Consider the following 25,739-nt stretch of genomic DNA (forward strand, 5'->3'; position numbering starts at 1 on the left):
GCATGCAGAACCAGATAATAAAATGTCTGGTTTTTTGTTTTGTAATAAATTGTTATTGCAGTAAATATTTAAAATATCAACGAACTTATCCACAAGTAGCCTCCATTTAGTTCACTTGATAATACGCAGATATACTATACACTTTACTTTAGTATTTCTTAATGGACGACAGTAGACCACAGATAACTCAGGGAGTGAGGCGTGGATATATTAGCTAGCCGAAAATGGCTAACACTTAAAGAAACATCTCGCTTTTTAAGTAAGAAATTAAAAAATGAGATTAGATTATCTGATGTTGCGCGATTGATTGCTGATGGCGTAATCAGACCCTCTGTTTTTTTTCATACCCCAGTTTTTGTTAGGGCTGTAGACATTACAGATAGGCCACTTTCTTATGTTTTATCTGAAACAGAAACAGCTCTTTCCGATAATCGTAAACTATTAAGCCAAGAGCCAATATTGCCTAATACATTAGTTCCTCACGCTACACCTATTGATAATCAGATCATGAGGGTTTCTAGTTTATGGTCAGCTTTGCCTACAGGTATAGCAAAACATGAAGCGGAAAGAATATATTCGCAAGAAGAACAATTGCCTATGCCAACACGGTCGTTATATGACATAAAGGGGATCGTCATCGCTGAACCAACAAAAAAATATCAGTTAATCACTGGGTTTGATGTTGAGAAAGAGCTACTGGAGTTAATCAAATTAAGTCAATCACAGGATGGTGAGGGAAGTGGTTTTCTTTCTGGGCATATAGAAAAGTTGAAAAATATCCGAGATGAAGTTCGCCATGGCAAAATGGAAAATAGCTTTATTCCCTGCACTAGCTTGCCTCAGAATGCATATTTTGCAATTAAGATGGAAGATATAGAATCATTTTTCTCTGAGAGTCGAGAGCCCCAAAAAAAGATTTCATTAAAAACACAAAACGCACAAGCTCAATTTATTTACGGTTTACTTTTTACTAAGTATGGCAAAGATGTTGCTGATAACCCCCGCCCTCATATTGAAAATCCAAGAGGAGTAATTAGAACAGAGTTCGACTCATTGAACCTCTCATTACCTAGTGGAAATGCTGTTTCTGGCTGGCTTAAAAATATTGACTCGTAATATTACGAACTATTTTTGTAATATTACGAAAACACCTAATTCAACGAAGTATATTCCATCCTGAGATCTACGAACGTCTACTAAGGCGTATCATTAACTAGATAACAGGGGGCACCATGCCAACAGTTACAACCTTAAAAGAAAACCTCATTCGCTTACCTGAAGTTATGCGTCGTACGGGCTACGGTAAAGCGTGGATTTATCGCCTCATTGAAGCAGGTCAATTCCCTAAATCAGTAAAAATCGGCACTCGTTCTATTGCTTTTGTTGAGTCAGAGGTCGATGAGTGGGTAGCAAATAAGATTGCTGAATCACGTACAGGCGAGGTGGCATAATGGAAAAGAAAAACCACCCGCTACAGGTGGCTTCTCAGGATAACGCGACAGCATCTATTCTATCAAAGAACCCACCCAAAAAACACCGTGCCCGTTTATATATGTTAGGTACTGGCATTAATGGATTTACAGAGAATGAAATATTAATTCATTGTCGCTTATCGTCAGCAAGGAACTACGCCTCGGAGTTAGAGCGCAAGTTGGATATTACACTGGATCGCATTGATGAGCCTAATCCTGATGGTATCGGGTCACACTACCGTTACCGCTTTAAGACGGCTCAGGATGCGCAGAAGGTTATCAATTTAATTAATGAACGCGCTGAACAAGGTAATTACCAGACGCTAGATAAAGTACACGTAAATAATATTTTAAGCCTCTACCCGACAAAATAACGGAATAAGAAAATGAAACTAAAAAATAACAGCTTAAATGCTGGTGGATTCGCTCACCCTAAATTCAGTGAAGAGCCTATTTTAAATATTAACTCAGATGATATTTCCGTTATTCGATTTGAGGGGGTAGAGGTACGGATAGTTAAAATTAATAATGATCCGTGGTTCGTTGCTAAAGATGTTTGTGACGCATTGGAAATATTAAACTCAAGTGATGCTTTAAAATCATTAGACTTGGACGAAAAAAATACTATAGCTTTAAACTATGGTATTCAGGGAAACCCTAACAGACAGGTTATAGCGGAGTCTGGTTTCTATAAACTAATTGCCCGTAGCCGCAAGGCAACCACTAAAGGCACATTCGCACATCGTTTTACTAATTGGGTATTCCGTGACGTTATCCCATCTATTCGTAAAACTGGCGCGTATGGTGTGCCATTCTCAGCGTTAAATGACTTCACTAAGCGTCAGCAACAATACCAAATCACAGCCTCAAAACATGGACGTGACCTGCAATCCTGTAAGCAAAAGAAAGCTGATTTACAGCGTGAAGAACGTGAATTATGGAAGAAGTACCAGCCTGATTTTCTTGATGGAGAAATCCACTAATGACGGCTATTAACTTACAAATGGTTAGTACACCCAAAGCGGTGTATCAAAGTTCAAATATTAATCAATTATCCCCAGAGTTGGGGAATATTGCCTACCAAGTGAATGATTCCCTACTGGCAGGTAAGGGGGTAAGTTTAATTTACTCCCTTAATAATACTGTAGCTTTAAACTACGGTATTACTGGCAATCAATCAGACAAACTTTCGTCTGGTTACTCGGCCAATATTTTGGCTCAGCAATCAGCTAAAACTTTAGCCGATGTATTAGCGAAAATTTATGCCAATCAATCACCCAAATTTACGGGAAATCAATCTGGGGAATATTTCTCAGGTCAATCAGCAAAACATTTTGCCAATCAATTAATCCTAACCACCGTTGGAGGATGGGATAATAGCGAGAACCTAAAACGTGGAGAATTTACACCATTTGCTAAAGGTGATTTTTCTCACCTTTCTAAAGAGGCGAATTATCCTCATTGGCAAGGTTTATCTGGGGGCACTACACAAGGCAGAATTGAGTTTTTGGAGTCCATAAAAAAGGGCAGCCAATCGGCTACCCTTGGAAACGTCGATATTAAATACCGAGCAAGTGAGAATATTAATATTAGCTTACTTCTCTGGTATGGCAAATATCAGTTTTTAGGCTTAACACCTAATCTTTCCAGCTCGTTACGACAGGCTGTCTTAACCCATGAACTAAATGGCTCATTACCAATAACTGAGTCTATTTGTTTGAGCAAATCATCATCAAATCGGATTGTTCTTCTTGTGCTGTTTGCACGGTCGTATGGTTTTTTGTCTTTTTCATCTTGCATTGGTTCGAACCACTATGATAGTTTATATGTATATGGTGCGAACCAGTATAAAGGTAAGTGCTATATAAAAACAATGCCCCGCAGTGGTGGAACACTAACGGGGCATCTAATCACCACCGATAACGAAGCTATCGAGGTAACTATGAGTAAGCATAACACACCCGTCACAGGGCGGACTAGTCTCACCCCTAACCAATCGTACAGATGGTTATTCCTCGCGTTAAACCGTAGCGATTACACCGCTAAACCTTGCCGTATTGTTGTTACAGCATCGAACGAGAACAGTGCAAGACTGATGCTTGTACGTGATTACATGCTGATATTCGCTGGTCGCTTACCTGCTATTGGAGGTAAACATCATGCGTAACCCTCAACCTAATGATTTCTACACTCACAAAAATAATGGCGAAACCGTCAAAGTTCTATCGGTTCAATTCAACCGTGTGACCTTTCAGAGAGACGGCTTTGATAGTCCTGTCATTGTTCCATTAAGCCAGTTCAGCAACGAATACACCTATGCAGGGAGGGCTTAATCATGGCAGATATCAATATTCATCAAGCCGCTGAAAAGGCGCATCAGATTGAGTTAATTAACCTGCTCATTGAATCACACCCGCACCAGTTACAAGACAGTGAAATATCCACTTTGGCTTCTCTTATGGCGAAGTTATCAGGTGATGTTTGTGTATTTCTTCAAGAGGAAATTGTGGCACAGGAGGTGAAAGCATGAGTATTTCACGCCTATCTGACGCATTGAACAAAATCCAACGCCTAGCAGAAGCCGCTTTGTCTTTATCGAACCAACGTGATGAAGCAGAACTCAAAATTCAGCTAATTGAAATTATCAGCAAGACAGCAGAAGAAGCCGTATCTGAGGGGGAAGCATGAGCAAGCCTATTCCATTAGACAGAGCCGCATACAAAGCGCAGCAAAATAATTCATTGCTTGCCGTTATCTTGGAGCAAGTGAGTAGCGATTGTTCGCGTGAGTTAATCGACCTCGTTTCTATTGCGTATGACTTCAACGCAGAAATATGCGAATCCCTCGAGGAGGCGACCAAATGAAAACAGTTAAATTAAAAGTTGGTCACTTATCTACCTTAGAAGAAGTCGAACATATTAACGAAGAACTCCAAGCGTTACTAATCCCACTGTTAACCGCTGTAGAGAATGAAGCTGATACCGATACGCATTTTCTTCTGAGAGCAGTTAACCGCCCTGTGTGTGCTCAGCAGAAAGAAATCACTAGGTTAGCGGAGGTGATGAAATGAGACAGGTCACTATCAATGCCACCAGCTTAAGCCCATTTATGTATCAAGGTAAGCGAGTTGTGACCTTTGCCATGATTGACGAGGTACACCAACGCCCGAAAGGTACAGCAAAGCGCACATTTAACACGCATAAAAAACACTTCATTGATGGGGTAGATTACTTTTTGCTCACTAAGTACGTAATACGTACCGAGTTGCCCGAACTAGAAATAGGCGGAAAAGCAAAAGAGCTAATGCTTATCACTGAATCAGGTTATTTGATGGTTGCCAAGCCATTTACTGATGATTTGTCGTGGCAGGTCCAACGCTCAATGGTTAACAGCTACTTTCGTTTGTCTGAGTTTCCCGAAATTAAACACATTCAAATACCCACGCTGGCGGAACTTGAAGCCATGCCAATTGGTGAGGCTCAGAACTTGATTAGCCGCTTAGAGGCTGACTCTTATCAAGGTCACGGTAGGCGCGGAAGTTATGCCATGAACCTACGTCGCAAGGAGAAGAAAGCACTTAAACCAATGGTAATGGCCATTGAACAAGCCTCACAGCTACACATTCAGGATATGGGGGATTATCGCTCATGAGAACGTTTCAAATCGCAGGATATGGCACAACACCAAAAGGCTTAACGCTAGGTATTAGCAAACGTGTGATATCAGCCACCCAGAAAGACGCTCAATCGCAAGTGATGCGAGAAGCGCAACGAGACGGTTTAACCAGTATTCGAATTAACTATGTGCGTGAGGTGAAGTAATGAATCAGGAACAGAAACGCGAAGTGGAAATGTTACTAGAGCCGCACAAAGCAAAAGTATTAATGCTAATTACTTTACTTTCTACGTGGCTGGAAGCTGAAGAGTGTGGCGAAACCAGAAACATGATCTGGGCGGTGTTGATTGTTGTTTATTCGATTAGGGATGAAATGAACGAAGCGGCAGGGAGCAAATAATGAGCTTATTTATCAAACGTAACGTTGCCAGTTTTGGCTATGGTGCCACAGGTGTATTGGTCGTTTATCGTGAGAATGATCAGCTTAACGAGGTGATTAGTTACGACGATGCGCTTAAATCCCTTGATGCTGGTGATTTTGACACGGATTTGCTCATGGGGTTTGAGCTTGTATTGGCAATCTCAAAAGGTGAACGAGAACGCTTGTTTAACCCAACATTAGAGCAAACGTTGATTTTATGCCGTTGGGTAGTGGCTGCGTCATTTGTTCAAGAGTTAAGAGATCAACATGGCGTTATTGAACTCGACAATGAGCGAGGCGGCAAAGATATTGCCACGCTGTATTACAGCGATAACGGTTCGGGGATATCGGTTTATCCATCGGGCGAACGTGCGTTGTTAACTACGCATATGGAGGACTTTGTTTGTGAGCAATACGGGCAGGAAATGGGGCGGCAGTTAGTTATCAGGGCTTACATGGACTTTATCAATATGCAGCCAGAAGTGGGAAATCGCCTCTCTGAAAAAGGGCGAAAGGGGCTAACTATCTTGCATGATGGCCTTATGAAAATCGCTCGTTCTAGTGAAGTTGGCACTATGCCAGTGTTTCACTGATAGGGGGGATCATGATTAATAATTTAACCCATTTACTGGCGAACAAAGGAGCATTTCAATGAGTAACATTATCCCATTTAAAACCAAAGCGAACTCGCTTGATGATGCGCTGAAAGCCTTTGCCTTTGCTGTATTTAAAAGCCGCCCGAATGACTTTGAGGAATGTTACACCTACACGGAAACATGCCAAGGCCGTACTAACAAACAACAAATTTCACCGATTGAGTACCTTTGTTTCTTAACTGAGGTTTGCTTTATTGAGCCGCTAATAGACCAGTTTGAGGAATACGAAACGGCCGCATTAGAAGCATTAACTAAAGCGGTAGATTGTGGGCGTCTTACTCTGGAAGGCGAGGCGTTATATCAATCTGTTTTAAGTGTGTCTCATGAAATGGCTGAACCAGCTGGAGGCGCAGAGAATGAAGCCGATTGATGTTATCCGTGATGTAAAGCTGAAAGCTAACGGCCAATGGCAAAACATATTATCTAACCTCGGGGCAGAAGTGCCCCTAAACACGCACACGGCTTGCCCTCACTGTGGCGGTAAAGACCGTTTTAGATTTGACGACAAAGACGGCAACGGCACATTTATTTGTAGTCAGTGCGGCTCGGGTGATGGGTTGGACTTAGTTCAGCGTGTTCTGGGTAGTAGCGTGACAGAAGCCGCGTATGAAGTGGCTGGCATGATTGGAATTGATACCCGTTCAGATAATCCACCAGCCTACCGTAGCCATGAGGTAAAAGCGCAACAGGACGCATTGAAAGCGCAGCAAGCCCAGAGCCAAGCTAACGAGCAGATAGAGAAGCATAAACGTTTTACAGCGCGATACAACCGCACTATTGCCAAAGCTAAACAGGGCGAGTCTGAGTATCTCAAGGCGAAAGGGTTTGATAGTACCACCGTGACTCTATTGTCTGATGGTTCGCTAATTATTCCATTGATAGACACTGACGGCACAATTACAGCCGCACAGACCATTAAACCCAATGGCGATAAACGGCTATTACTCGATAGTACGAAGAATGGCAGCTATTACCCTATCAATGAGCCTGTAAATGTTTCTACGGTGATTATCGCTGAAGGATTGGCAACCGCCATGACGTGCCAGTTAATTCAACCAGAAGCGCACACAGTAGCGGCAATTGATGCGGGTAACTTAATTCATGTGGCTAAGGTGATGCGGGCGAAGTACCCAGAGAGCAAGATTATCATTGCAGGTGACAACGATATTAAGCCAGACCAAGACAATACAGGGAAATTGGCTGCAGAAAGGGCAGCTAAGGCAGTCAATGGCATTACGGTTTTACCGCCTACCGATGATAAAGCCGATTGGGATGATTATCGCTTATCACACGGTATTGAGGCAGCAAGACAGGCATTTAATGCTCAAGTGGGTCAGCAGGAAGGTGAGGAAGTGAAAGAGGATAACGTGATCCAAATTGACGCGAAAAAGAAAGTTAGAACACACGATGATTTAGCCCCATTTTTTGATAAGCGTCACGGTGGTTTGTATTACATCGAACGCAAACAAAACAACACGACGGGCGAAATTGACGAAAAAGAAACATGGTTTTCGGATGAAATGGCAACGGTAGGCATTGGCTCTGATGGCAAAGACAGTTATTTAGTTATCCAAATGAAGCAAGAGGGCAGCAACCGCATAATTTATGAAGCCATTCCGAGGCGTGAATTAGGCTCACCTCAAGGATGGGGAAGATTGCGCTCCCGTGGCGTAAATATCACAACTAAGCGCGGTCAATTGGATTTACTGGCTAACTATCTTCAGCGAAAAGGAACGCGCGACGAATGGACGATCACACATACCGCTGGTTGGCATGATGGGGCATACGTGATGCCTGATGGTCATATTATTGGCACACCTAGCCGCCCTGTTGCTTTTTGTGGCGGAACGTCTGCCGTTGCGGGTTATATCGTCAGGGGAACCGCGGAAAGCTGGCGGAAGAATGTCGGTAATTTAATGAAAGGCAACCAATCCATGATTTTAGGTGGTTTAGTCGCGTTAGCTGCCCCTCTGAACTCATTATCGGGCGGTAGCTCGTTTGGCATTCACTTATTTGCTCAATCCTCAGCAGGGAAAACCACCACTGTAGAAGCTGCCTCAAGTATCTACGGTGTACCCGATGAACTGAAATTAACATGGGATGCGACGAAGTACGGGCTAACGATTGAAGCCGCTTCACGAAATGATGGGTTTATGCCGATTGATGAAATTGGACAGGGTAACGATGTGCGGCATGTCGCAGGAAGTGCCTACAGCCTATTCAATGGTACGGGGCGCATACAAGGCAATAAAGACGGTGGAAACAAAGCCGTTTTACGTTGGGCGATTGTGGCGTTATCAACGGGTGAGGAAGATTTTGAAACTTACCTCATTCGTAATGGCGTTACCCCCAAAGCAGGGCAATTAGTGCGGTTGGTTAGCGTGCCATTTACCGATACTGTTGAGTTTCACAGCCTTGATGATGGTGATTTGCATTCACGAGCAATAAAACGCGCATCAACGCAGCATTGCGGGGCAGTCGGTAGGGCATGGATTGAATATTTAGCCAACAATCAGGACATGGCCAACCAGAAAGTAACCTTCAAAGAAAACGAATGGTTATCGAGTTTACCCGAAGAAGCATCACCGCAGGTTAAACGAGTCGCTACCCGTTTTGCCATGTTGGACGCTACAGCAGAGCTAGCAACATCAATAACGGGTTGGGATATTGCCGAATGTAGCCGTTTTATTCGTAATAGCTTCAATGAGTGGCTGGAGAACTACGGCACAGGGAACCGCGAAAAATACCAAGTTGTTAAACGGGCAAGGGATTTCATTCAACGCTATGGATTGAATCGCTTTCAGCCATACACCTATGGCAAGCGTAACGGAGACCTAGACCGAACTTACGCAGGCAGGATAACAAACCTTGCGGGCTATTTGGTTTCTGGGCGCAGAGAGGACGGCAAGGACGAATATCACATTATCCCGTCAGTGTTCGAAGATGAAATACTCTCAGGCATCCAAAAGAAACTAGGGGCTGAAGCACTCGACGAGGCAGGTGTTTTAGTCAGACCAGAATCAGGGCGCGTAGACGGTAAAACTATCAGCATCAACGGTAGCCAGCAGCGATTTGTTGTCTTAATTGATAGTGAGGAAGAATAGCCAGCCAGAACAGAATCCTTGTGATGAATCAAAAACGCTGGGATAAGTGGGATAACGGGATAAGAACTAAAAAAGATAACAGTATTATTAAGTTAGGTTACTTCTATTTATCCCATGTTATCCCAAGCTATCCCAAAGGTAATGATAATAAATTGTTATAAATGTTAATTAAAAACCAAAGTTATCCCAAAAATAAAAAGTCTGGGATAAGAAAATAGGGTGTTTGGGATAAGTTAACCTGATGATATTAAATGTAAATAATCAACTTATCCCGTTATCCCAAAGAAAAATCGATTTTCGCCTATAGAGAGATATTTAAATGAGCACTCAAACACTGACACTAAAACGGAAAAATCCACCAGCGACGAACGCCCAAAAAAGCATACAGGCTAAAACGCCACAGGAAGCCCCACAGCAACCGAAGAAGAAAAACAAGGCAGATGTTCACGCGAAGAAGAAACAACACCGTATCGACCGTATAGCGAAGCACTGGACGCTATTCAGTGAGCCAGAAGCAAAACCGCTAATGATTGGTATCAAGGAAGCCATGATTGCTGAGGTTAAAGAGAAAGGGCTGGATATCCCAGAGAGCCACATTAAACTGGGATTACGCTCATACATCAGCCACAAGGCATATTTGAAAGCCCTTACTCTGGGCGGCAATCGGTTTGATACGCACGGACAACCTAACGGAGAGGTTACGCCAGAACAACAAAGCATAGCGGAGAAAAAACTGATAGAGTGGCTAAAGAAATGATACAGGAGCCTTATGAAAATTATTTACAGAAGCAAAGGTAATCAAGATGTAATTGAATTGGCTTATACAATTTTTGAGCTTGATAAAATTAAATATGCCATGCAAGCCGTCAGGCGTATCGCTGACGTTAATGTCAAAACTTCAGGATTTATTTTTAGACGCATGGTTATTACAGGTACGCCAGATCAAATCAAAATTGCTAGAAAGGCTCTGATTAGGCGTTACAGATAGTTATTAGTTGAACACCGCCAACGCATAAGCCGAGGCGGTTATGTATAATTGGCCTTATCAACTAAAGGGATCACCAAATGAAAAAAATCATGATAACGGCTCTATTGGCTTTGTTTCTATCGGGATGTGATAACAGTCCACCAGCACCCTACGGATTTAAGTGGGGGCAATCGGTGGAGGAAATTCAAAAGTTAAACTTAGCGGGTGAAGGGTGTAGTTTAGCTACTTGTACGTTAGAAAATACGCCAGATAACACAGATGGAATTACATTTTTAATATTTGCACCTGATGCTGGACTGGTACAAATCTTACATTCTGAGGAACTGGCAAGAACCGATAGAAAAGATGTGATTGATAAGTTTACTAAAGTTACTAATAACTTAAATCTGATATATGGTGAACCTACTACTGAGACAGTCAGAGTTGATGATGAAAATAATTTCTTTGATTGTTTAGATAAAATTGGATGCAGTGATATATCTGCAGAATATGACAATAACGGTTATAAGGCGTCTGTATCTGTTGGGATAAGAAATAAAGATAAAAAATTAGCTATTCTCACCAATTATCTAAAACCTAAAAACTAGAACTCTTTCCTACAAAAAAAGCCGACCTTGAGTCGGTTTTTTGTTGTCTTAATTCTAATTTAAATAAAAATAATAGAAAATATTTCTATATTTATATCTATTTGTGGATAAATTTTATTGTTTATTTTTTACTCTGAATTATAATTGTGGTGTATATAAAAACAGGGTGGATAAATAATCATGAGTAAGCAAAGCAGAACCTACAAAGCAGTGGCAATTGACAGCGAGATAGTAGAGCGTGTCAAAAAGTTTAAAGAAAAACAGGGTGAAAAAGATTTTTTCATTCGACGAGCAGCGATAGGCCAATTAATTCAAGGGCTATTAAGCGATGCCTTGCAGCGTGAGGGGTTCTAATGGAAAAGTTACAGCAGTTAGCAAACACCATAGCTCAGATTTATGTTGATGGGCTAAAAGCGGAAACGGGAACAACATTAGTGACGTATAACGGCATTACAGGCGAGGTGATCCCTGAATTGCTGGCAGCAGGGCTATTTGATAATGCGGTATCGATTGTTAAGTCTCGTGGTGAGTCGTTCGATGTTGAGAGTAAGGCATGTGATTTATTGCTTCCTTACCTAAACGTATTTACCAAGCCTTATTCCATCACAGATCAGTGTATTTATGTGATTGGCGAAATGACTCGTTTTGCATTACGTGACGGTAATGTCAGTGGCTTATCAGCCGTACATTAATTAGAGGGAATAATCATTATGTATCATGGCGAAGGTTATACAATAGAAATACATGGTGAGACAGAGAGCTTGCTTGAAGCGAATAAAGCGATTAGAGAAACAAAGCGGAAAATGGCTGAAATGGGTAAACAGGCTGATGATACGTCGAAAGCCTTTTACCGTTTTGATAAAACAGCAATGGCCGTTTCCAGTGCGTTAAAAATGCCTGAAATTAACCGATTATCACGTCAAATGAGCGAGTTAACGGGGCAAATTGGCGCAGCGTCAGCCGCTACAGACAGAGCGACTAGCGCGAATGCGCGTTTTACAGGCGTAATTAGTAATGTCTCTGGGTTATTAGGTGCGGGGTATATTTCTAATATTGGCAGTGCGACCTCTTCACTCTTACAACATACTCAAGGGGCGATTAACGCCACACAAGCCGAGGTTTCACATACTCGCGCTATTCAAATGAAAGCACAGGCATTACAAGCCGCAGCCTCCCAAGAAGTCATTAACGCTAGAAATCTGACAGTATCCGCACAAGCCGAGTTAAAAGCGGCTCAGGCAGCGTTAGAGCACGTTTATTCACTAGAAGCGGCTAATGATGCCAAGCAACGTGATTTAGAGTCACTGAGAGCACGACAGGCGGTACAGCTCAAGGATGCCGAAATAACCTATCAAATGGCAGCGAGTGAAGAAAATCTACAACGAGTCACCAAAGCCAGTAACGCCCTACACGCCACAGAAACTAAAATCAAAACGCATTTAGCCACAACAGGAAAAGAAATTGCGCGTGTTGAGGCTCAGGTCGCTAAAGCGAAAGAAGTTGAAGCCAACGCAACCCATAAATTAAATGCGGCATTAGCATTGGAGCAAAAAGCGAAAGCCACACTAGCGACCACAACGGACGCAGTGACCACAGCCAATAACCGCGCAGCCCAAGCCGCTAAAACTCAATCTATCGCTATGCAAGGGTTACGGGGCGCAGTGGGATTATTAGGTGGCCCTACTGGTGTATTCTTTTTAGCTGCCGCAGGTGTTTACGCGCTGTATAACGCCATGAACGATGACACCGCCACTAAAGAGTTTAACGACAGGGTAGATCAGTGGATTGATAAAATCGACGAACTGTCAGCAAAACAGGCGCGTGTTGTCGCTAACCGCTTAGGCGAGAAGATAGCGGAAACAACCACAGAGCTAGATGGACAGAAAAAAAGCCTTGAAGCCGTAAACGAAAAGCTACGAAATCATAGAGAAGAACTTGGCAGAATTGAAAAAGGAATTCAGGATCTTAAAAAGCAAGATGGAGAAGTTAGCCCATCATACTCGTTAGGTGATTTTGTTAATGAAATTAATGAGCTTACTAAAAAACAGCAACAGTATGAGTTAGTTATATCCGAAGGTGAGCAAAATATTCGTCGCTGGACGGTATCACAAGGCAAAGCTGCTGATATTGCTAAGGTTAGAGCGCAACAAACGGATGAACTGACCAGAGCCGAATTAATTTACCAACGCCAAGCTAAAGGCGTGATTGATGCTAACCAACAAGTAGCCCGATCACTGGAATTAGGCAGCGAGGCAGCCGTTAAGAAAGAACAGGCTATCAAAGAGCTGGAAAAGGCATTGATTGCTGACGGCTTTGTTAAAGACTCTGAGATATTTAAACAGAAAATCCAAGAATTAACGGATGAGTTTGATAAAACGGTCAGCTTGAACCTTGCTAACTCGCTTACTGAGATTGAGCAACGCACCCAAGCCCTCACTATTGGCATGAAAGACGGTAAGCCGGCACTGGATGAATACAACGCCTCGTTACTCCTCATGCAGATGGGATTACAACAGGGTTCAGCGGCCTACAATGCCGAACTCCCGAAAGCCATTGAAGCCATACGCAAGTTACGTGAAGCCCAAGAAGCCGCACTAAGCAGTAAATCAAAAGGCAACAAATCAGCTAAAGCCGCCAACCAAGCGAATGAAGCGATAAAACGTCAGAGTGAGCAATTGGCCACACTGAAAAAACGCTATGGATTATTGGAAAGTGGCGCAGCCGATGTTAACCGCCAAATGGCAATCTATGAAGCTGTTCAGCGGCTCGGAGCACAGGCAACAGAGAAACAAAAAGCAGCTATTTCGAAAGAGGCAGCGGAACTGTTTGACCTCAATCAGCGCGTGAATGATTTTATTGCGGCTCAGGAAATCACCCCAGAGTTGAAACTGGCGCATACCTTTGGTGAGGAAGTGAAAACCCTCAAACGTTTGTTAGATGAGGGCTTCATCAACAAGGAAGATTTTGAGCGCATGGGGCGTGAGGCGATGGTGTCATTTAATCAGGGAATGACCGATATCAAAATCAATGCCTCAGTGAATTACATTGAGGAGAACCGCGCTAAATTTGACCCGATTCAGGCATTGGCTAATGAGCATACTCAGAAGTTGGCCATGATGAAAGAATACAAGGCGCAAGAGCTACAAATACTCAATGAAGCCTATGCAAAACAACAAATTAGCCATGACCAGTTCACCGCATCCAAAGCGGCAACCGATGCGCAATACCAGCTACTCAGAACCGCAGCAGAGAAAGAGTACCAACAGCAGCAATTAGCGGCACAATGGGAGCTAATGAGACAGCAGAACTTAGGTTATGAGATGTTAGCCTCAGCGGTTGATTCTCTGGCTGGCAATGCTTCAAACGTCCTGACAGGGTTAATTACTGGCTCAATGGATGCGTCCGAGGCGTTGCGTTCGTTAGGTAATACGATGCTAAACAGTGTTGTAAATTCCATTGCTCAGGTTGGTGTGGAGATGCTTAAAAACTTCATCCTAACTAAAACAATTGGCGTTGCTTCACAGGCAGCGAACGCAGCGGCAGCAACAGCAGGGGGCGCGGCAGCATTAGCGGCTTGGACACCCGCAGCAATAGCGGCATCTATCGCAACAGGTGGGGCGGCATCAGGAACGGGATTATCAGCCTATACAACCGCACAGGCCGCAGGGAAAGCTACGTCTATGTCAATGATTGGCTTTGGTGGTGGACGTTATAACGGTGGTGCGGTAGATGCGAATAAAATGTATCGATTTGGTGAAGGTGGTAAGCCTGAAATATTCCAAGCAGCAGGGAGAAATTACCTTTTACCAGGAGAGGGCGGCAAGGTTATTCCTAATCGTGATATTGGGGGCGGTGGCGTGCCTAATGTTGTTATCAATGTGAATAACACCGTTGCGAGTGCTCAGGTTGAATTTGGACAGCCACAATATGACCCAAGGACAAACACGATCACGCTTGATGAAATTATTCATGAAGTGATGAACGGTGGGAAATTAGATGATGCTTTACGTCAGGCTTATGGGTTAGGCAGAAAGGCAAGAGGCAGCTTTTAATTTTAATGGGGCAGATTTCTGCCCTTTAGTTTTATTGGAGTACAGCAATGATAAAAGTGAAAGTCTCTAAGAGAAGAGGTCGTAATCAATCGTTCCAGCAATATTGCCAACATGTAGAGCAACGCGTATCACGCGCTATGCAAAGGTTTCTTATCGACGCTGGAGCACAGGCCGCAGTCTATACGCCTATCGATACCTCAACATTGATCAATAGCCAGTTTCGCACAGTCACCATTAACGGTACGCGAGTAACGGGGCGTATTGGTTATTCCGCCAGCTATGCCGCGTATGTGCATGACCCGAAAGTTAAGCAGAACTTTAAGCGTCCAACGGCTAAAAAAGAGTTCCTGAAAAAAGGTGTAGAGGAAACGTTACCCAATTTAGCTAAGTATATTCAGGAAGAATTGAAGCGTTAACTTTGATGATTTAGATACCAGTACGCGCGAGGGGGAAATATGCAGAAAACAACCAAGAAGAAAACCAACCGTTATTTTAATGATGTTCCAACAACGCGCCTAATCGTGACGTGCGAGCAGTCAGTCATTGATATGGTAGATATTCACATTAGAGCCGATAGAGTGACTAGGGGCAATCGTGCGGAGTTTGTGAGGCAGGCTATCATTGAGAAGCTACAGCGTGAACTTTGATGATTTATGCAGCAGTACGCGCACGCGCGAGGTTGTAAATCTTTGACGATTTAGTGACACGTTAAGAATGATGATTTTCGGGCACGTTAGCAAAGATAGTTAGATAGTTTTTACACATCGTAGAACGGGAGTTTTTACACACGTTAGATGGAATTATCGGACACGTTAGCGGCTAGTTTTCGGACATCGTAGCAAGAGTTTTCGGAGTCCATAAAAAGGGTTGAATTGGCGGCAATTACAGGTATTAAATCTTAACAATTCTTAACGCTTTTCTAATGCCAAAATCCTAACAAATCCTAACGTTAATTCAGATGAAATCTTAAGGTTTCTTAAGGGTAAATGATAACATTTGATAACATATTTCAGTCAATGCCACCTCACGAAACCTCACGCCATTGATATTTTACTACTAGCCAAAACTAGCCTTGCTACTAGGGAAAACTAGAGGCTATTGCGCAAAACAAAACGCGCACTTTAAACAGTTAATTTGAGTTATTGGTATATAACACATTGATAAGTAGATAGTATTTAGTATTAAATGAAATTGCGCATTGATGCCAAAATTGCGCACTAAAACTGCGAACGAAATTGCGAATTCGCAAATTGAAAATTGCGAACAAAAGTGCGAATTTCGCAGTTGGCCATGAAGTGGGAATGTAGCATTAAAGCCGCTTTCTGTCTGGCTTTGTTCAATGGTGGCCTGTTATCAATTGTTATGGTTCATTGTTGAGAAATGTTAAGGTTGTTCGCAGTTTACTACTACATAAAACTACACTTTGAACTTAGTAAAACTTAGTCATTGTGCGTAGTTTGATGCGTATCGGAATGTATCGGTAAATTGCGCACTAGGTGATAAGTTTTGATAAGGTCTTGTGCGCAAGTAAATTACTATCTTTGATGTTAATAAACGCAATTATGGATGTTGATTTTATTTAAAAAAGATGGCGTAAATTCCATAAGCAGCTAAAGCAAGAAATAAGTAAAATACAAATTTAACTTTCTTTTGAGTGACCCTTTTATTGATAACGCAAGTTTCATCAAAAAAATAGTTAATAAATTCAGGCTCACTTATTCCAATATCACCGTCATTAAGCTCAATTGATTCCATATACTTTAAACTGGCTACTTTATCAGTTGAAGAGTTAGTATCATCTAATCTAACTTGGTCATTGATAAAAGCATTCCAAGCCATTATCCGAGACATTCTCTCCCCCGAAGTATGGCAAGACTCAATCTCTTGTAGGCGTAAACGATAGGCTTTATTTATTTTTTCAATCCCATAGATTTCAGTATTGTTCATTTTGAATCCCTTAAGTTGCTACAAGTAGACAAGTGACAGATGTTTGAGATAAATATTTACTTATAAAAATCAGAAACTCAACTTGTTCGAAATATCTTTGTGACGCTTCCACGCTGAATAAATATCCTTATCCCACGCTTTACCGCCTTTAGTTTGATATCCAGCCTCATTAATCCGTTCAGCGATAATGCGCCCGTTATCTATGCCCTCTGATAGCACCAAATTAACCACAGAAACGACAGCAGACTCATTATAGGTATACGGTGGGATATCTGCCTTACCAGCAATTAAAGACGCGACAGACGATTCTAGGCGTTCCACTAGCGATAACATACGAGCATCAGGATTGCTGTCTGGGCGGTTTAGCTTCTCTTTGATAGCGGAGACTATCCACGCTGTTTTATCGCTGCCAGAGTTCGATACAGCATCATTAAACAAAGCTTGAAGTTCAGCAGGTAGACGAAAGGCAATAAGATTAGATTTACTCATGATAATAGTCCATTATTAATTCATTGAGTGCTTATTATATCAGTGTATAACGCTGTTATACAGATTAGAAAATGTAAAATTGCTGGTGGATTTAATGATTAATTCTATAACTTAAAGTTAGGGTAACTTACTGTAAAACAAGCAAAGCGTATTATTGCGCCTTGTAACTGACTGAATACATGGCAAAGCTCAAATTTGAGCGCAGTATAATTTTACCAATAGAATCAATCGGCTCATTTTTGAGCCTGTATTTATCAATAGAAACAGGGCCCTCAAAATTGAGGAGGGTTAACGATTGTGATTATGGCCATAGTCGAAAAGGGTGACAGTTGAAATGTTACCCTTGATGCTGAGGACGGCTTGAAATGAAGCCCTCATATCAAAACCACAAATTAGTGCCTTTAGCCAGTACAGCTAACTACCCAAAAAAACACGGTGTAGTTATTTTGATAACAAAAAGAATCACAGTAATAACGTACCGAAATGGTACCAATATAAACCACGGTGGTACTATGGTGTTGCTATAGTGATTGTAAGGTATCCGTTTTGGTATCCACCGAAAAGGCTATATTTTACTGGATACTCTATCCGCTAAATGATGACAATTGTTGACATCAGAACCAGACAAAACCAGACATGAGAACAAAGTAAATGTTGTTAATTGTTGTGGTCGAAAACTTGTCAAAACTTGTCATCACGCCAAAGAAATTTATAAGCCCCGTCCAAAATCAAATAGGTACGCAGTAGGTATGTGTTTAATTCTCGCATTTCGCTATAATTAAATAAAATCATGATGTTGTGGAAAAGTACGCAGAATGGTACGCAGCAAAACAAGGGTAATAAGTTTGGACTGGTCTTGACGGATATAACTTGGTTGCCACTTTGACGGTTGCCACTCTGGTTGCCAGCAAAACAGCATGTTTTATGCTAGTGGATTGATAGGCTTTGATTGTTCCAATCCAGCACAATTAAGGTATAGCGATAATCACAACACCTTTGAGGTATAGCCATGTTACAACGTGAAGTAATAGAAGCCGTTATGATGGAGTTAGCCCACCAGCAAGGGCAATCACTCAATGGACACGATAGGTTAGCAATTAGAACAGGTGTAGCCCAGACAATGCAGGCTAAAGAGCGTCACAAGCGGAGAATGACAGCACCTACCTACCAATGGACGAAGCCAGCACCAAAACGGTGATGCGAAGATAATCGCAATGGTGAAATATTAAGCGATGCAAGAAAAAGTGCGACGGTATACAGGCTATAGGTTGCCTTGATATCAAGGGCACTTAAGGCGGTTAAATAGGACTCCTTGAGATTAAGGAGTCATGAGGCTCTGAAATTGGGGGCTCGTCACTGGCTGGCAATATTCTAATAATGGCCATGAGATAAAAGTAACCACTCTGGTAACCACCAAAAGTAACCACAGGACAAATTTGTCCTCAGGGAGTAATCCCACAGTGCAAATAAGCACTCTGAATAAAAATCAACAACTTAAACTATGCTACCCTCATCAATGAGGGAGCCTAAATAAACATTACCGCAAAATTTAAAAATTGATGTTGCCCTCACTAATGAGGGAGAGATAGGTAGCGACAATAACGAACTACGGCAAGGTTACGGCAAGGTTGAACGGTGAGATTACGGTGAGGGTTAAGCTAATAACGGTAAGGTTACGGTAAGGAATCAGGGCGAAGTTTCCACAATGGTTTCCAGTGAAAACGGACTTTAGCAAATGGAAACTTACACTAAGGTTACTCTAAGATTTCAGGTGGTCAAATTGACCGTTAGTAATGAAAACAATGCGTTGCCACCTATTACCATTGGTCACTGAAACGATGACCAATGAGCGTTAATCTGGTTCTGTGGCAGAATTAAGTAAGTTAATTCTATTGACTCAAATATAATTAACGGATTATGACTATAGAAGAGATAATTCTGCAATATCATAAATAGTTAACGCTCAATAGCTGGTCATTCGTTTTAATCGATTATTTAATGATATTATTACTTTCTGGGTGAATAGAATGCTCCTTCTAAAGGTTTATCCTTAAATATTTCGCATGATACTGTCACTCTTCGGAATTTTGTAGACAAAAAAGAGTTTAAATCACTAATTAGATCTTCTTGTTTGTAATTCGGTGAAAGATAATTAAACCCTTCCATATGGAAAGTAATATTATCAATGCGTGTTTTAAATAATGGTTTAATAAATTCAATAGCAGCTATGTTTTGCCAAGCATAGCTTATAATACCTGTATGAACCAGGTTGTTTGCCCAAAAATTGATATCTTGCAATATACTTAATTCGACTGGAAATGAATCTAGGTATTTATTATTTTCTTCCTTTTGAAAAAAACTGATAAGCTTAGAAATAGATAATGGGTAATCACATATTTCCCCTTTTTTTTTCCCGGTTAAGATTTCTTGAACTGATGAGATGTAGCCAATCATATTCTTGAAATAAATTTCTATTGCCAGTCGAATTTTTAATGGAATACAAGAGAAATTCATATCACCTTGATAGTATGATGAAATGTAATTTTTGTATGAGCCGATGGAGTCATAGTAAAAGTTGCAACTAGCTATGAAATTATCGCCATAAACTCTTGCATTTGTGTTAAGTGATTCTGTGATACTATTGAAAAGAGTTAAACTTTTACAATATTCTAGTTGTAGAATGTCATGCTTTAGGAAAGGTTCATTGCTTAAAATCTCTAGCTGTTGATGGATGGTATGAATATGTGCAGATGTATAATTTTCGTGATGTGAGAAAATAGATTCTCGAAATAGTAGTTCTGATAATTCTTTATTTGTAAATGAGGTGTTTATTTGCTTATATTTTTCATTAATAGCAAATTTAAATTCATCCATAATAGACATCATAATAAATTCCTTCATAGTTCCTATTTCTATCCTTTATATTACTAAGCAGAATAAGTTTTTTATGATGAACAATACATATGATTTAAATGGATAACAATGTAATTATCAAGTTTTATTGAGTGATATTCTGTAACAGATCGCGATTTTTTCTATATATGATAATGCTTATCTGATGAAAATTTCTCGGTTGCTATTGTTCTGCTTGGAGCAAGGCTAGTGAAAAGGCGGGAAAGTTACGGGTAGGGGGTTGGTTGCTGTTTCATTATATGCAATAAAATTCCCATTGATGATATTTTTGCAACGCTGGTGGCTTTGGGAAAATTGAAGCCTGAACCTTTTAATTTTTGAGTCACAAAATAAAAAGGGGGCATAATTGGGGGCATGATACAAAATTGAATGAAATTAAAATGTTTATAATCAATGTAATATGGGTTTATATTGAATCCTGTAGGGGTACCATTTCGAAGTCAATGGACATCAACCGATGTCTTTTTTTATACCTGAAATTCAGTGGATTAGCTGGTTTTTACCTTATAGTCTTCCCAAGTAGCCCTCATGAATACCTACAAACTATTTTTCTATCAGATTAACTTTCTTATAAATGTACTAAGCTCGACCAGTTTGATAGAAATCGATTCTGATAATACGATATGGGCGTTTCATTTAAATAGGAATTGATAGATGAAATTAAGTACTCAGACTGCGGATCAAAAATACGTACCTCTCATGTAGTTTCTTTAAAATCGAAAAATCATTGTGATAGTAAAGCAGACTTATCCATTTGGCGGTAATAATGAACCGATCTTTATCGGGAGCCATAGATCCAGAAACTAATAAGTGAAAACATAAGGTTATGTTTACATTCGATAACAGTTTATTGATAACCAATCCTATTTTTATAAGCCAGAGAGTTAAAATACCTGAAAATTGCCTTCTCTTACAAAACAGTAATCTTAGATGAAGTAGCTTTGGTGTATTCAATGTCACATTTCGCACATTTATTCGATGAACTCTTGAAAATATTGCCAATAACAAGTGATTGCTTGGCAGTAATTTCAAGGTGATTTTGGATAAGATCACTAGAATGAAAGGGTAGGGGTATTTACGGTAAATGGAATATCGCGACATAAACCCAACAGTGAATATACAGGTGAGGAGTACTTATTGGGAGATCTTTCATGAAACTCTATAGCGAAGATTTTTTTATCACACCACAGCAGCACATTGCGGTTGAACCAAGGGTACCTCAGCCTATTTTTCCTGAGCATACACATGATTTTAGTGAGATTTTTTTGGTGACTCAAGGCGTTGGCCTGCATGTACTTAATGGGCGGCCTTATACATTATGCCCAGGTATGGTGTGTTACATTAAATCCAGCGATTATCACTTATTTGATAATGTCTCTAACCTCAATTTAACTAATGTGTTATATCGTTCAGACTCTGCCTTTACTTATTTAAACAATATCAGTCATTTTTTTCCTGCCGACACTGAAAAAAACATTTCCCATTGGCTATTAAATAAAGAGCATTGCAATAAAGCGCAACAGCTTATTGATAAACTTAACGAAAGTGATGGTTCTGACCCTGCTTATACTGAAAGTTTGTTCTTACAGTTAATTATGAACTTGCAAGAGGGACGTTATAACCACGTAGGTGAGGGGAATAATGAACAGCGTATTATTCAGATGTTACGATGGTTGAATGCAAACTTTATGGAAGAAATTGATTGGGAAAGTTTAACCACTCAGTTTTCGGTTTCGCTGCGTACTTTTCATCGATATATGAAAAATAATTTAGGCATATCGCCACAAAATTATTTAATAAAATTAAGGCTATCTGAAGCATATTATCAAATCCGTTTTTCAGAGAAAACTATTACAGATATTGCGCTGGAAAGTGGTTTTAATGATAGTGCGTATTTTTCAACGCGTTTTAAGAGCGAGTATAATTTCACACCTCGTGACCTGCGTCATTGCAGTAATTAACAAAGATCGCCATGATCATCTTTACACTTTTTTGAGGTGACCATGATACAAAAAATTATCACTCTCAACAGCAGCGATTATTTTATTCGAACTGAAAATACCGTGACGGTAGAAAAACGGAATTCTCAGGAAGATTTTATTATTCATAGCCATGATTTTAATGAGTTTGTGATTGTTTTTTCCGGGAATGGCTTACACCATTGGAATGGTGATGATTATCCGATTACGTGTGGTGATCTGTTTTATATTAACGCAGAGGATCGTCATGGCTATCACTCTGTAAATAATTTAAAACTGGTAAATATATTATATAAGCCTAATGAGTTTTTGATTCAACAATCTATTGAAAAGTATGTGCCATTAGGCCATCAGCCAGCAATATCTAGGCATTGGAAGCTACCGCCTTCGAGTTTACCAACATTAACGCCAATTATTGAAAAAATAGCATCAGAATGCCAAAAGCCTGATATTCCATCGATTCATCTTTGTGAAGGGTTATTCTTACAACTGGCAATTTATATTTACCGTTTAAGGTATCAGCCTGACCAAGCGCCAATAAGCTTATTACATCAAATGGATCAGCTAATAAACTGTTTAAATTTAAGTATAAATACACCATTTTCATTAGATAATTTTGCTCAGGAACACCAGTTGTCCGCGCGTTCATTACAGCGTTTGTTCAAGTCGAAAACAGGAATGACGGTAATGGAATATCTGCAACAATTACGTCTGTGCCAAGCGACATTATTATTACGTAGTACTTCATTGTCTATCAGTGAAATCGCGGGGCAATGTGGCTATGAGGATAGTAATTATTTTTCGAGTGTTTTCCATAGAAAAATGAATATGACCGCAAGCGCATATCGACGCTGTTTTTTACAGAAAAATAAATTGAGGTAAGTGCTAGCCAAAGACTAGCACTGTCTGGGGGATATTAGTCTAAATAAAATACCGATCTTAACTCATCACTGATAGGGCTGTTGTCAGGGTTTGATGGCATAATATCCGACATATACCTCCACCATTTTTGGCATACTTCTGTTTGTGCAACGCTATCCCAGCGTTCTTGTGATTCAATTTCCACATAGGCGAACAATAAATTTCGATTGTTATCTAAGAAAATAGAATAGTGATGTGCACCGTGTTCTTTGAGTGTAAGCACTAATTCAGGCCAAATTTCATCGTGTCGGCGCTGGTATTCTTGGTGAGCGTTAGGAGCAACTTGCATCACAAATGCTTTTTTTATCATGATACTGTCCTCTAATAAATCGCTTGATATAATTCAGCGATATCCTCTAATGTTGCATCACGTGGATTACCCCCAGTACACACATCATCAAAGGCGGCTTGAGCAAGGGATGGAATATCCTCTGGTTTCATGCCGATTTCACGCAGTTTTTCAGGAATACCAACGTTTTTGTTTAGCGCAAAGACAGCTGCAATGGCGGTATCTCTGGCTTCTTGAAGTGGTAGGGAGTCTATATTTTTTACGCCCATTGCACGGGCGATATCGCGGTATTTTTCCCCTGTATAATTTGCGTTATACGCCATGATATGAGGCAATAAAATGGCATTGGCGACGCCATGAGGTGTATTGTAAAACGCCCCAAGTGGGTGAGCCATACCATGCACCAACCCTAAACCAACGTTAGAGAAGCCCATTCCAGCCATATATTGTGCAAGAGCCATTGTTTCAACGCCTTGCGGGTCGCCCTTAACGGATTGCCGTAACGAATTGCTGATCAACTCTATGGATTTAAGGTGCAGAGCATCGGTAAGTGCCCAAGCTCCTTTCGTGATATAGCCTTCAATGGCATGAGTGAGGGCATCAACGCCAGTAGCAGCCTTTAAGCTTGCAGGCATGGATGCCATCATTAATGGGTCAATAATGGCTACTATAGGGATACTATGGGGGTCAACACACACAAATTTACGGCACAGTTTGTTGTCCGTTATGACATAGTTAATCGTGACTTCAGCCGCGGTTCCTGCAGTCGTTGGGATGGCGATAATTGGAACCGCTGGGTTTTGGGTTGGAGCGACACCTTCTAAGCTCACCACATCTTCGTACTGTGGGTTATTGATAATAATCCCAATCGCTTTAGCGGTGTCTTGTGGGGAACCACCACCGATAGCGATAAGATAATCTGCATTAAATTGTTTGAAGTGTTTTAGTCCTTGTTGGACGGTATCAATGGTTGGGTTAGGAATAACGGCATCATAAATGGCGTAGTCCAATTTAGCGTTATCTAATAATTGGGTGACTTTACTGACAACATTAAATTTAACCAGATCCGCATCCGTAACAATCAGTGCTTTGTTAAATTGGCGTTTTTGAATTTCCTCTACAAGGTGGTTAATAGCCCCTTCGCCAAAGTATGAGGTTTCATTGAGTATCATTCTATGGGTCATCGCTGACCTCCCGATCGATTAAAATAAAAAGTCGTTACGTTATGCTGCCATTCCCAAGCCAACAATGTTTGCAGCTAAGATAATCACTAAGCAGCCTAAACATAAAATTCGGACAGGTTTTCTGCCAGTGCCTTTCCATTCTTTTAGGGCTAACCCCACAATACCGCCACACAGAACATAAAAACTCATATGTAGCATCCAGCTCATAAAGCCGTATTGTGATGGGATATTGGCGTGTCCCCATGCGTAGAAGAAGAATTGGAAGTACCACATACCGCCACCCAAAATGGCAAATAAAATATTGCTGATCAGTAGGGCTTTGGGGACAGAGATATCTGATTTGAAAGAGATATCTTGGCGATAAATAAGCCTAATAAAACAATAACCTAAGTTGATTAATGCGCCGCCACCCATGATGATGACGTAACTTGGTAATGCGACATAAAGAGAAGAAACGCCGAGAGCAGCGGAAGCTTCGTGCATAGGGACGGCTGCACTCATGGCGAATGACATACCGGCTGAGAAAATACCGCACATGACTGCCAGTAATAAGCCTTTTTTCAGGTTAAACTCTTCAGCTTGCACTCCGGTCGCCTTTTCTTTCAGTAACCCGGCATAGGAAACGATAGCAACCCCTAGAACAGCCACTAAGACACCAAGAATCGTTAGTTTTCCGCCAGTCGAGGCAATCAACTCGCCAAATGTGCCTTGAATAATAGGGGTCATCAAGGTACCAACAATGAGTGTAATACCAATGGCAATCCCAATCCCCATTGACATACCTAAATAGCGCATGGTCAAGCCATAACCAATATTACCAACCCCCCACATGGCGCCAAATAAAAATACAGGGATCAGAATACTTGCACTGAAAGAGTTGTAATAGGCCCAAAAGTCAGGAAGTAAAATATAACTGATGGTCCAAGGTAAAATAATCCACGAAAAAATACCGGCAATGGACCACATCGTTTCCCATGACCAGTTTTTAACTTTCTTTAATGGTGCGTAAAAGCAGGCAGCTGAAGCTGCGCCGACAAAATGCCAAAAAATACCGAGTAAAATTCCACTGCCCATGAACTATTCCTCACTGTTTATTATCGTTTTAATTTCTCTGTGGAAGGA

34 protein-coding genes are annotated in these 25,739 nt (G+C 41.0%); 28 read left to right on the top strand and 6 right to left on the bottom strand.

The genetic code is table 11. From position 1 onward, the window contains the following. The first annotated feature begins 201 nt into the window (after positions 1-201). From ACU696_RS07570 to ACU696_RS07690, 25 genes are all read left to right on the top strand, one after another. Positions 202-1,116 (top strand): hypothetical protein, encoded by a 915-nt coding sequence (locus ACU696_RS07570; protein ID WP_094960711.1) that lies wholly within the window; start codon positions 202-204, stop codon positions 1,114-1,116. Positions 1,117-1,232: 116 nt separating this feature from the next. Next, entirely contained in the window at positions 1,233-1,451 is a 219-nt protein-coding gene (locus ACU696_RS07575; RefSeq protein WP_172767332.1) for a helix-turn-helix transcriptional regulator, read from the top strand. Beyond that, complete coding sequence (locus tag ACU696_RS07580) at positions 1,451-1,846, top strand: hypothetical protein (protein ID WP_181488337.1); 396 nt, start codon at positions 1,451-1,453, stop codon at positions 1,844-1,846. The genes ACU696_RS07575 and ACU696_RS07580 overlap by 1 nt, the downstream gene beginning before the upstream one ends. Before the next feature lie 12 nt (positions 1,847-1,858). After that, positions 1,859-2,455: a BRO-N domain-containing protein gene (locus ACU696_RS07585; protein WP_181488336.1), complete on the top strand. Its 597-nt coding sequence runs from the start codon at positions 1,859-1,861 to the stop codon at positions 2,453-2,455. After that, the gene (locus tag ACU696_RS07590) at positions 2,455-3,639 is read left to right on the top strand and encodes a host cell division inhibitor Icd-like protein (protein ID WP_421667217.1); all 1,185 of its coding nucleotides are present in this window, start codon (positions 2,455-2,457) and stop codon (positions 3,637-3,639) included. The genes ACU696_RS07585 and ACU696_RS07590 overlap by 1 nt, the downstream gene beginning before the upstream one ends. Beyond that, positions 3,632-3,805 (top strand): DUF4222 domain-containing protein, encoded by a 174-nt coding sequence (locus tag ACU696_RS07595; RefSeq protein ID WP_004265088.1) that lies wholly within the window; start codon positions 3,632-3,634, stop codon positions 3,803-3,805. The genes ACU696_RS07590 and ACU696_RS07595 overlap by 8 nt, the downstream gene beginning before the upstream one ends. 2 nt (positions 3,806-3,807) lie before the next feature. Next, complete coding sequence (locus ACU696_RS07600) at positions 3,808-4,002, top strand: hypothetical protein (protein ID WP_165119740.1); 195 nt, start codon at positions 3,808-3,810, stop codon at positions 4,000-4,002. Continuing rightward, positions 3,999-4,160 carry a hypothetical protein gene (locus ACU696_RS07605; protein WP_004255433.1) on the top strand — a complete coding sequence of 54 codons (162 nt, stop codon included), beginning with the start codon at positions 3,999-4,001 and terminating at the stop codon, positions 4,158-4,160. Before ACU696_RS07600 ends, ACU696_RS07605 begins: the two co-directional genes overlap by 4 nt. Beyond that, the gene (locus ACU696_RS07610; protein WP_004255431.1) at positions 4,157-4,336 is read left to right on the top strand and encodes a hypothetical protein; all 180 of its coding nucleotides are present in this window, start codon (positions 4,157-4,159) and stop codon (positions 4,334-4,336) included. The genes ACU696_RS07605 and ACU696_RS07610 overlap by 4 nt, the downstream gene beginning before the upstream one ends. Continuing rightward, positions 4,333-4,542: a hypothetical protein gene (locus ACU696_RS07615; RefSeq protein WP_209102420.1), complete on the top strand. Its 210-nt coding sequence runs from the start codon at positions 4,333-4,335 to the stop codon at positions 4,540-4,542. Before ACU696_RS07610 ends, ACU696_RS07615 begins: the two co-directional genes overlap by 4 nt. After that, entirely contained in the window at positions 4,539-5,123 is a 585-nt protein-coding gene (locus ACU696_RS07620) for an ORF6N domain-containing protein (protein WP_181488334.1), read from the top strand. Before ACU696_RS07615 ends, ACU696_RS07620 begins: the two co-directional genes overlap by 4 nt. Next, positions 5,120-5,293, top strand: coding sequence for a hypothetical protein (locus ACU696_RS07625; protein WP_165880165.1), 174 nt, complete (start codon positions 5,120-5,122; stop codon positions 5,291-5,293). Before ACU696_RS07620 ends, ACU696_RS07625 begins: the two co-directional genes overlap by 4 nt. Then, positions 5,293-5,487, top strand: coding sequence for a hypothetical protein (locus ACU696_RS07630; protein WP_181488332.1), 195 nt, complete (start codon positions 5,293-5,295; stop codon positions 5,485-5,487). The genes ACU696_RS07625 and ACU696_RS07630 overlap by 1 nt, the downstream gene beginning before the upstream one ends. Beyond that, positions 5,487-6,101, top strand: coding sequence for a hypothetical protein (locus ACU696_RS07635; protein ID WP_181488330.1), 615 nt, complete (start codon positions 5,487-5,489; stop codon positions 6,099-6,101). The genes ACU696_RS07630 and ACU696_RS07635 overlap by 1 nt, the downstream gene beginning before the upstream one ends. A 58-nt stretch (positions 6,102-6,159) precedes the next feature. After that, positions 6,160-6,534, top strand: coding sequence for a hypothetical protein (locus ACU696_RS07640; RefSeq protein ID WP_004265397.1), 375 nt, complete (start codon positions 6,160-6,162; stop codon positions 6,532-6,534). Beyond that, a complete protein-coding gene (locus tag ACU696_RS07645; protein ID WP_209122266.1) occupies positions 6,521-9,268 on the top strand; it encodes a DUF927 domain-containing protein in 2,748 nt (915 codons plus the stop codon). Before ACU696_RS07640 ends, ACU696_RS07645 begins: the two co-directional genes overlap by 14 nt. A gap of 23 nt (positions 9,269-9,291) precedes the next feature. Next, positions 9,292-9,429: a hypothetical protein gene (locus ACU696_RS07650; protein WP_165119736.1), complete on the top strand. Its 138-nt coding sequence runs from the start codon at positions 9,292-9,294 to the stop codon at positions 9,427-9,429. Positions 9,430-9,587: 158 nt separating this feature from the next. Continuing rightward, positions 9,588-10,025, top strand: a complete 438-nt coding sequence (locus tag ACU696_RS07655; RefSeq protein WP_209102425.1) for a ProQ/FINO family protein — start codon at positions 9,588-9,590, stop codon at positions 10,023-10,025. 12 nt (positions 10,026-10,037) lie between these two features. Beyond that, entirely contained in the window at positions 10,038-10,256 is a 219-nt protein-coding gene (locus ACU696_RS07660) for a tryptophan synthase subunit alpha (RefSeq protein ID WP_137019060.1), read from the top strand. 77 nt (positions 10,257-10,333) lie between these two features. Further along, on the top strand, positions 10,334-10,843 hold the full coding sequence (locus ACU696_RS07665; RefSeq protein WP_209102427.1) for a hypothetical protein: 510 nt from the start codon (positions 10,334-10,336) through the stop codon (positions 10,841-10,843). Between the two features lie 180 nt (positions 10,844-11,023). Further along, positions 11,024-11,197 (top strand): 3-hydroxybutyryl-CoA dehydrogenase, encoded by a 174-nt coding sequence (locus tag ACU696_RS07670; RefSeq protein WP_154632357.1) that lies wholly within the window; start codon positions 11,024-11,026, stop codon positions 11,195-11,197. Then, positions 11,197-11,535 (top strand): hypothetical protein, encoded by a 339-nt coding sequence (locus ACU696_RS07675; RefSeq protein ID WP_154632356.1) that lies wholly within the window; start codon positions 11,197-11,199, stop codon positions 11,533-11,535. The genes ACU696_RS07670 and ACU696_RS07675 overlap by 1 nt, the downstream gene beginning before the upstream one ends. A gap of 18 nt (positions 11,536-11,553) precedes the next feature. After that, a complete protein-coding gene (locus tag ACU696_RS07680) occupies positions 11,554-14,895 on the top strand; it encodes a hypothetical protein (protein ID WP_209102429.1) in 3,342 nt (1,113 codons plus the stop codon). Between the two features lie 47 nt (positions 14,896-14,942). Next, entirely contained in the window at positions 14,943-15,311 is a 369-nt protein-coding gene (locus tag ACU696_RS07685) for an HK97 gp10 family phage protein (protein WP_209102431.1), read from the top strand. A gap of 39 nt (positions 15,312-15,350) precedes the next feature. Continuing rightward, positions 15,351-15,542, top strand: coding sequence for a toxin-antitoxin system protein (locus ACU696_RS07690; protein ID WP_137019101.1), 192 nt, complete (start codon positions 15,351-15,353; stop codon positions 15,540-15,542). 928 nt (positions 15,543-16,470) lie between these two features. Here the strand turns inward: ACU696_RS07690 and ACU696_RS07695 are convergent. Both ACU696_RS07695 and ACU696_RS07700 read right to left on the bottom strand, forming a co-directional pair. Next, a complete protein-coding gene (locus ACU696_RS07695) occupies positions 16,471-16,842 on the bottom strand; it encodes a hypothetical protein (protein WP_209102433.1) in 372 nt (123 codons plus the stop codon). Positions 16,843-16,911: 69 nt separating this feature from the next. Beyond that, a complete protein-coding gene (locus tag ACU696_RS07700; protein ID WP_008915279.1) occupies positions 16,912-17,331 on the bottom strand; it encodes a hypothetical protein in 420 nt (139 codons plus the stop codon). A gap of 1,009 nt (positions 17,332-18,340) precedes the next feature. Here ACU696_RS07700 and ACU696_RS07705 point away from each other — a divergent pair. Then, positions 18,341-18,529, top strand: a complete 189-nt coding sequence (locus ACU696_RS07705; RefSeq protein WP_209102435.1) for a hypothetical protein — start codon at positions 18,341-18,343, stop codon at positions 18,527-18,529. An 809-nt stretch (positions 18,530-19,338) separates the two neighbouring features. Here ACU696_RS07705 and ACU696_RS07710 read toward each other — a convergent pair. Then, a complete protein-coding gene (locus ACU696_RS07710) occupies positions 19,339-20,217 on the bottom strand; it encodes a hypothetical protein (RefSeq protein ID WP_209102437.1) in 879 nt (292 codons plus the stop codon). 1,178 nt (positions 20,218-21,395) lie between these two features. Here ACU696_RS07710 and rhaS point away from each other — a divergent pair. Both rhaS and ACU696_RS07720 read left to right on the top strand, forming a co-directional pair. Continuing rightward, a complete protein-coding gene (gene rhaS, locus ACU696_RS07715) occupies positions 21,396-22,205 on the top strand; it encodes an HTH-type transcriptional activator RhaS (protein ID WP_109912082.1) in 810 nt (269 codons plus the stop codon). A gap of 42 nt (positions 22,206-22,247) precedes the next feature. Further along, the gene (locus ACU696_RS07720) at positions 22,248-23,105 is read left to right on the top strand and encodes a helix-turn-helix domain-containing protein (protein WP_004913509.1); all 858 of its coding nucleotides are present in this window, start codon (positions 22,248-22,250) and stop codon (positions 23,103-23,105) included. A 34-nt stretch (positions 23,106-23,139) separates the two neighbouring features. On the opposite strand, the gene rhaM is transcribed toward ACU696_RS07720, so the two are convergent. From rhaM to rhaT, 3 genes are read right to left on the bottom strand one after another with little or no spacing between them, the layout of a single operon-like run. After that, the gene (gene rhaM / locus ACU696_RS07725; protein ID WP_117162772.1) at positions 23,140-23,454 is read right to left on the bottom strand and encodes an L-rhamnose mutarotase; all 315 of its coding nucleotides are present in this window, start codon (positions 23,452-23,454) and stop codon (positions 23,140-23,142) included. An 11-nt stretch (positions 23,455-23,465) separates the two neighbouring features. Then, entirely contained in the window at positions 23,466-24,617 is a 1,152-nt protein-coding gene (gene fucO / locus ACU696_RS07730; RefSeq protein WP_004913500.1) for a lactaldehyde reductase, read from the bottom strand. Between the two features lie 39 nt (positions 24,618-24,656). Next, the gene (gene rhaT, locus ACU696_RS07735; RefSeq protein WP_004913498.1) at positions 24,657-25,691 is read right to left on the bottom strand and encodes an L-rhamnose/proton symporter RhaT; all 1,035 of its coding nucleotides are present in this window, start codon (positions 25,689-25,691) and stop codon (positions 24,657-24,659) included. Positions 25,692-25,739: the final 48 nt, after the last annotated feature.

The sequence above is a fragment of the Providencia sp. PROV_01 genome (assembly GCF_053098325.1).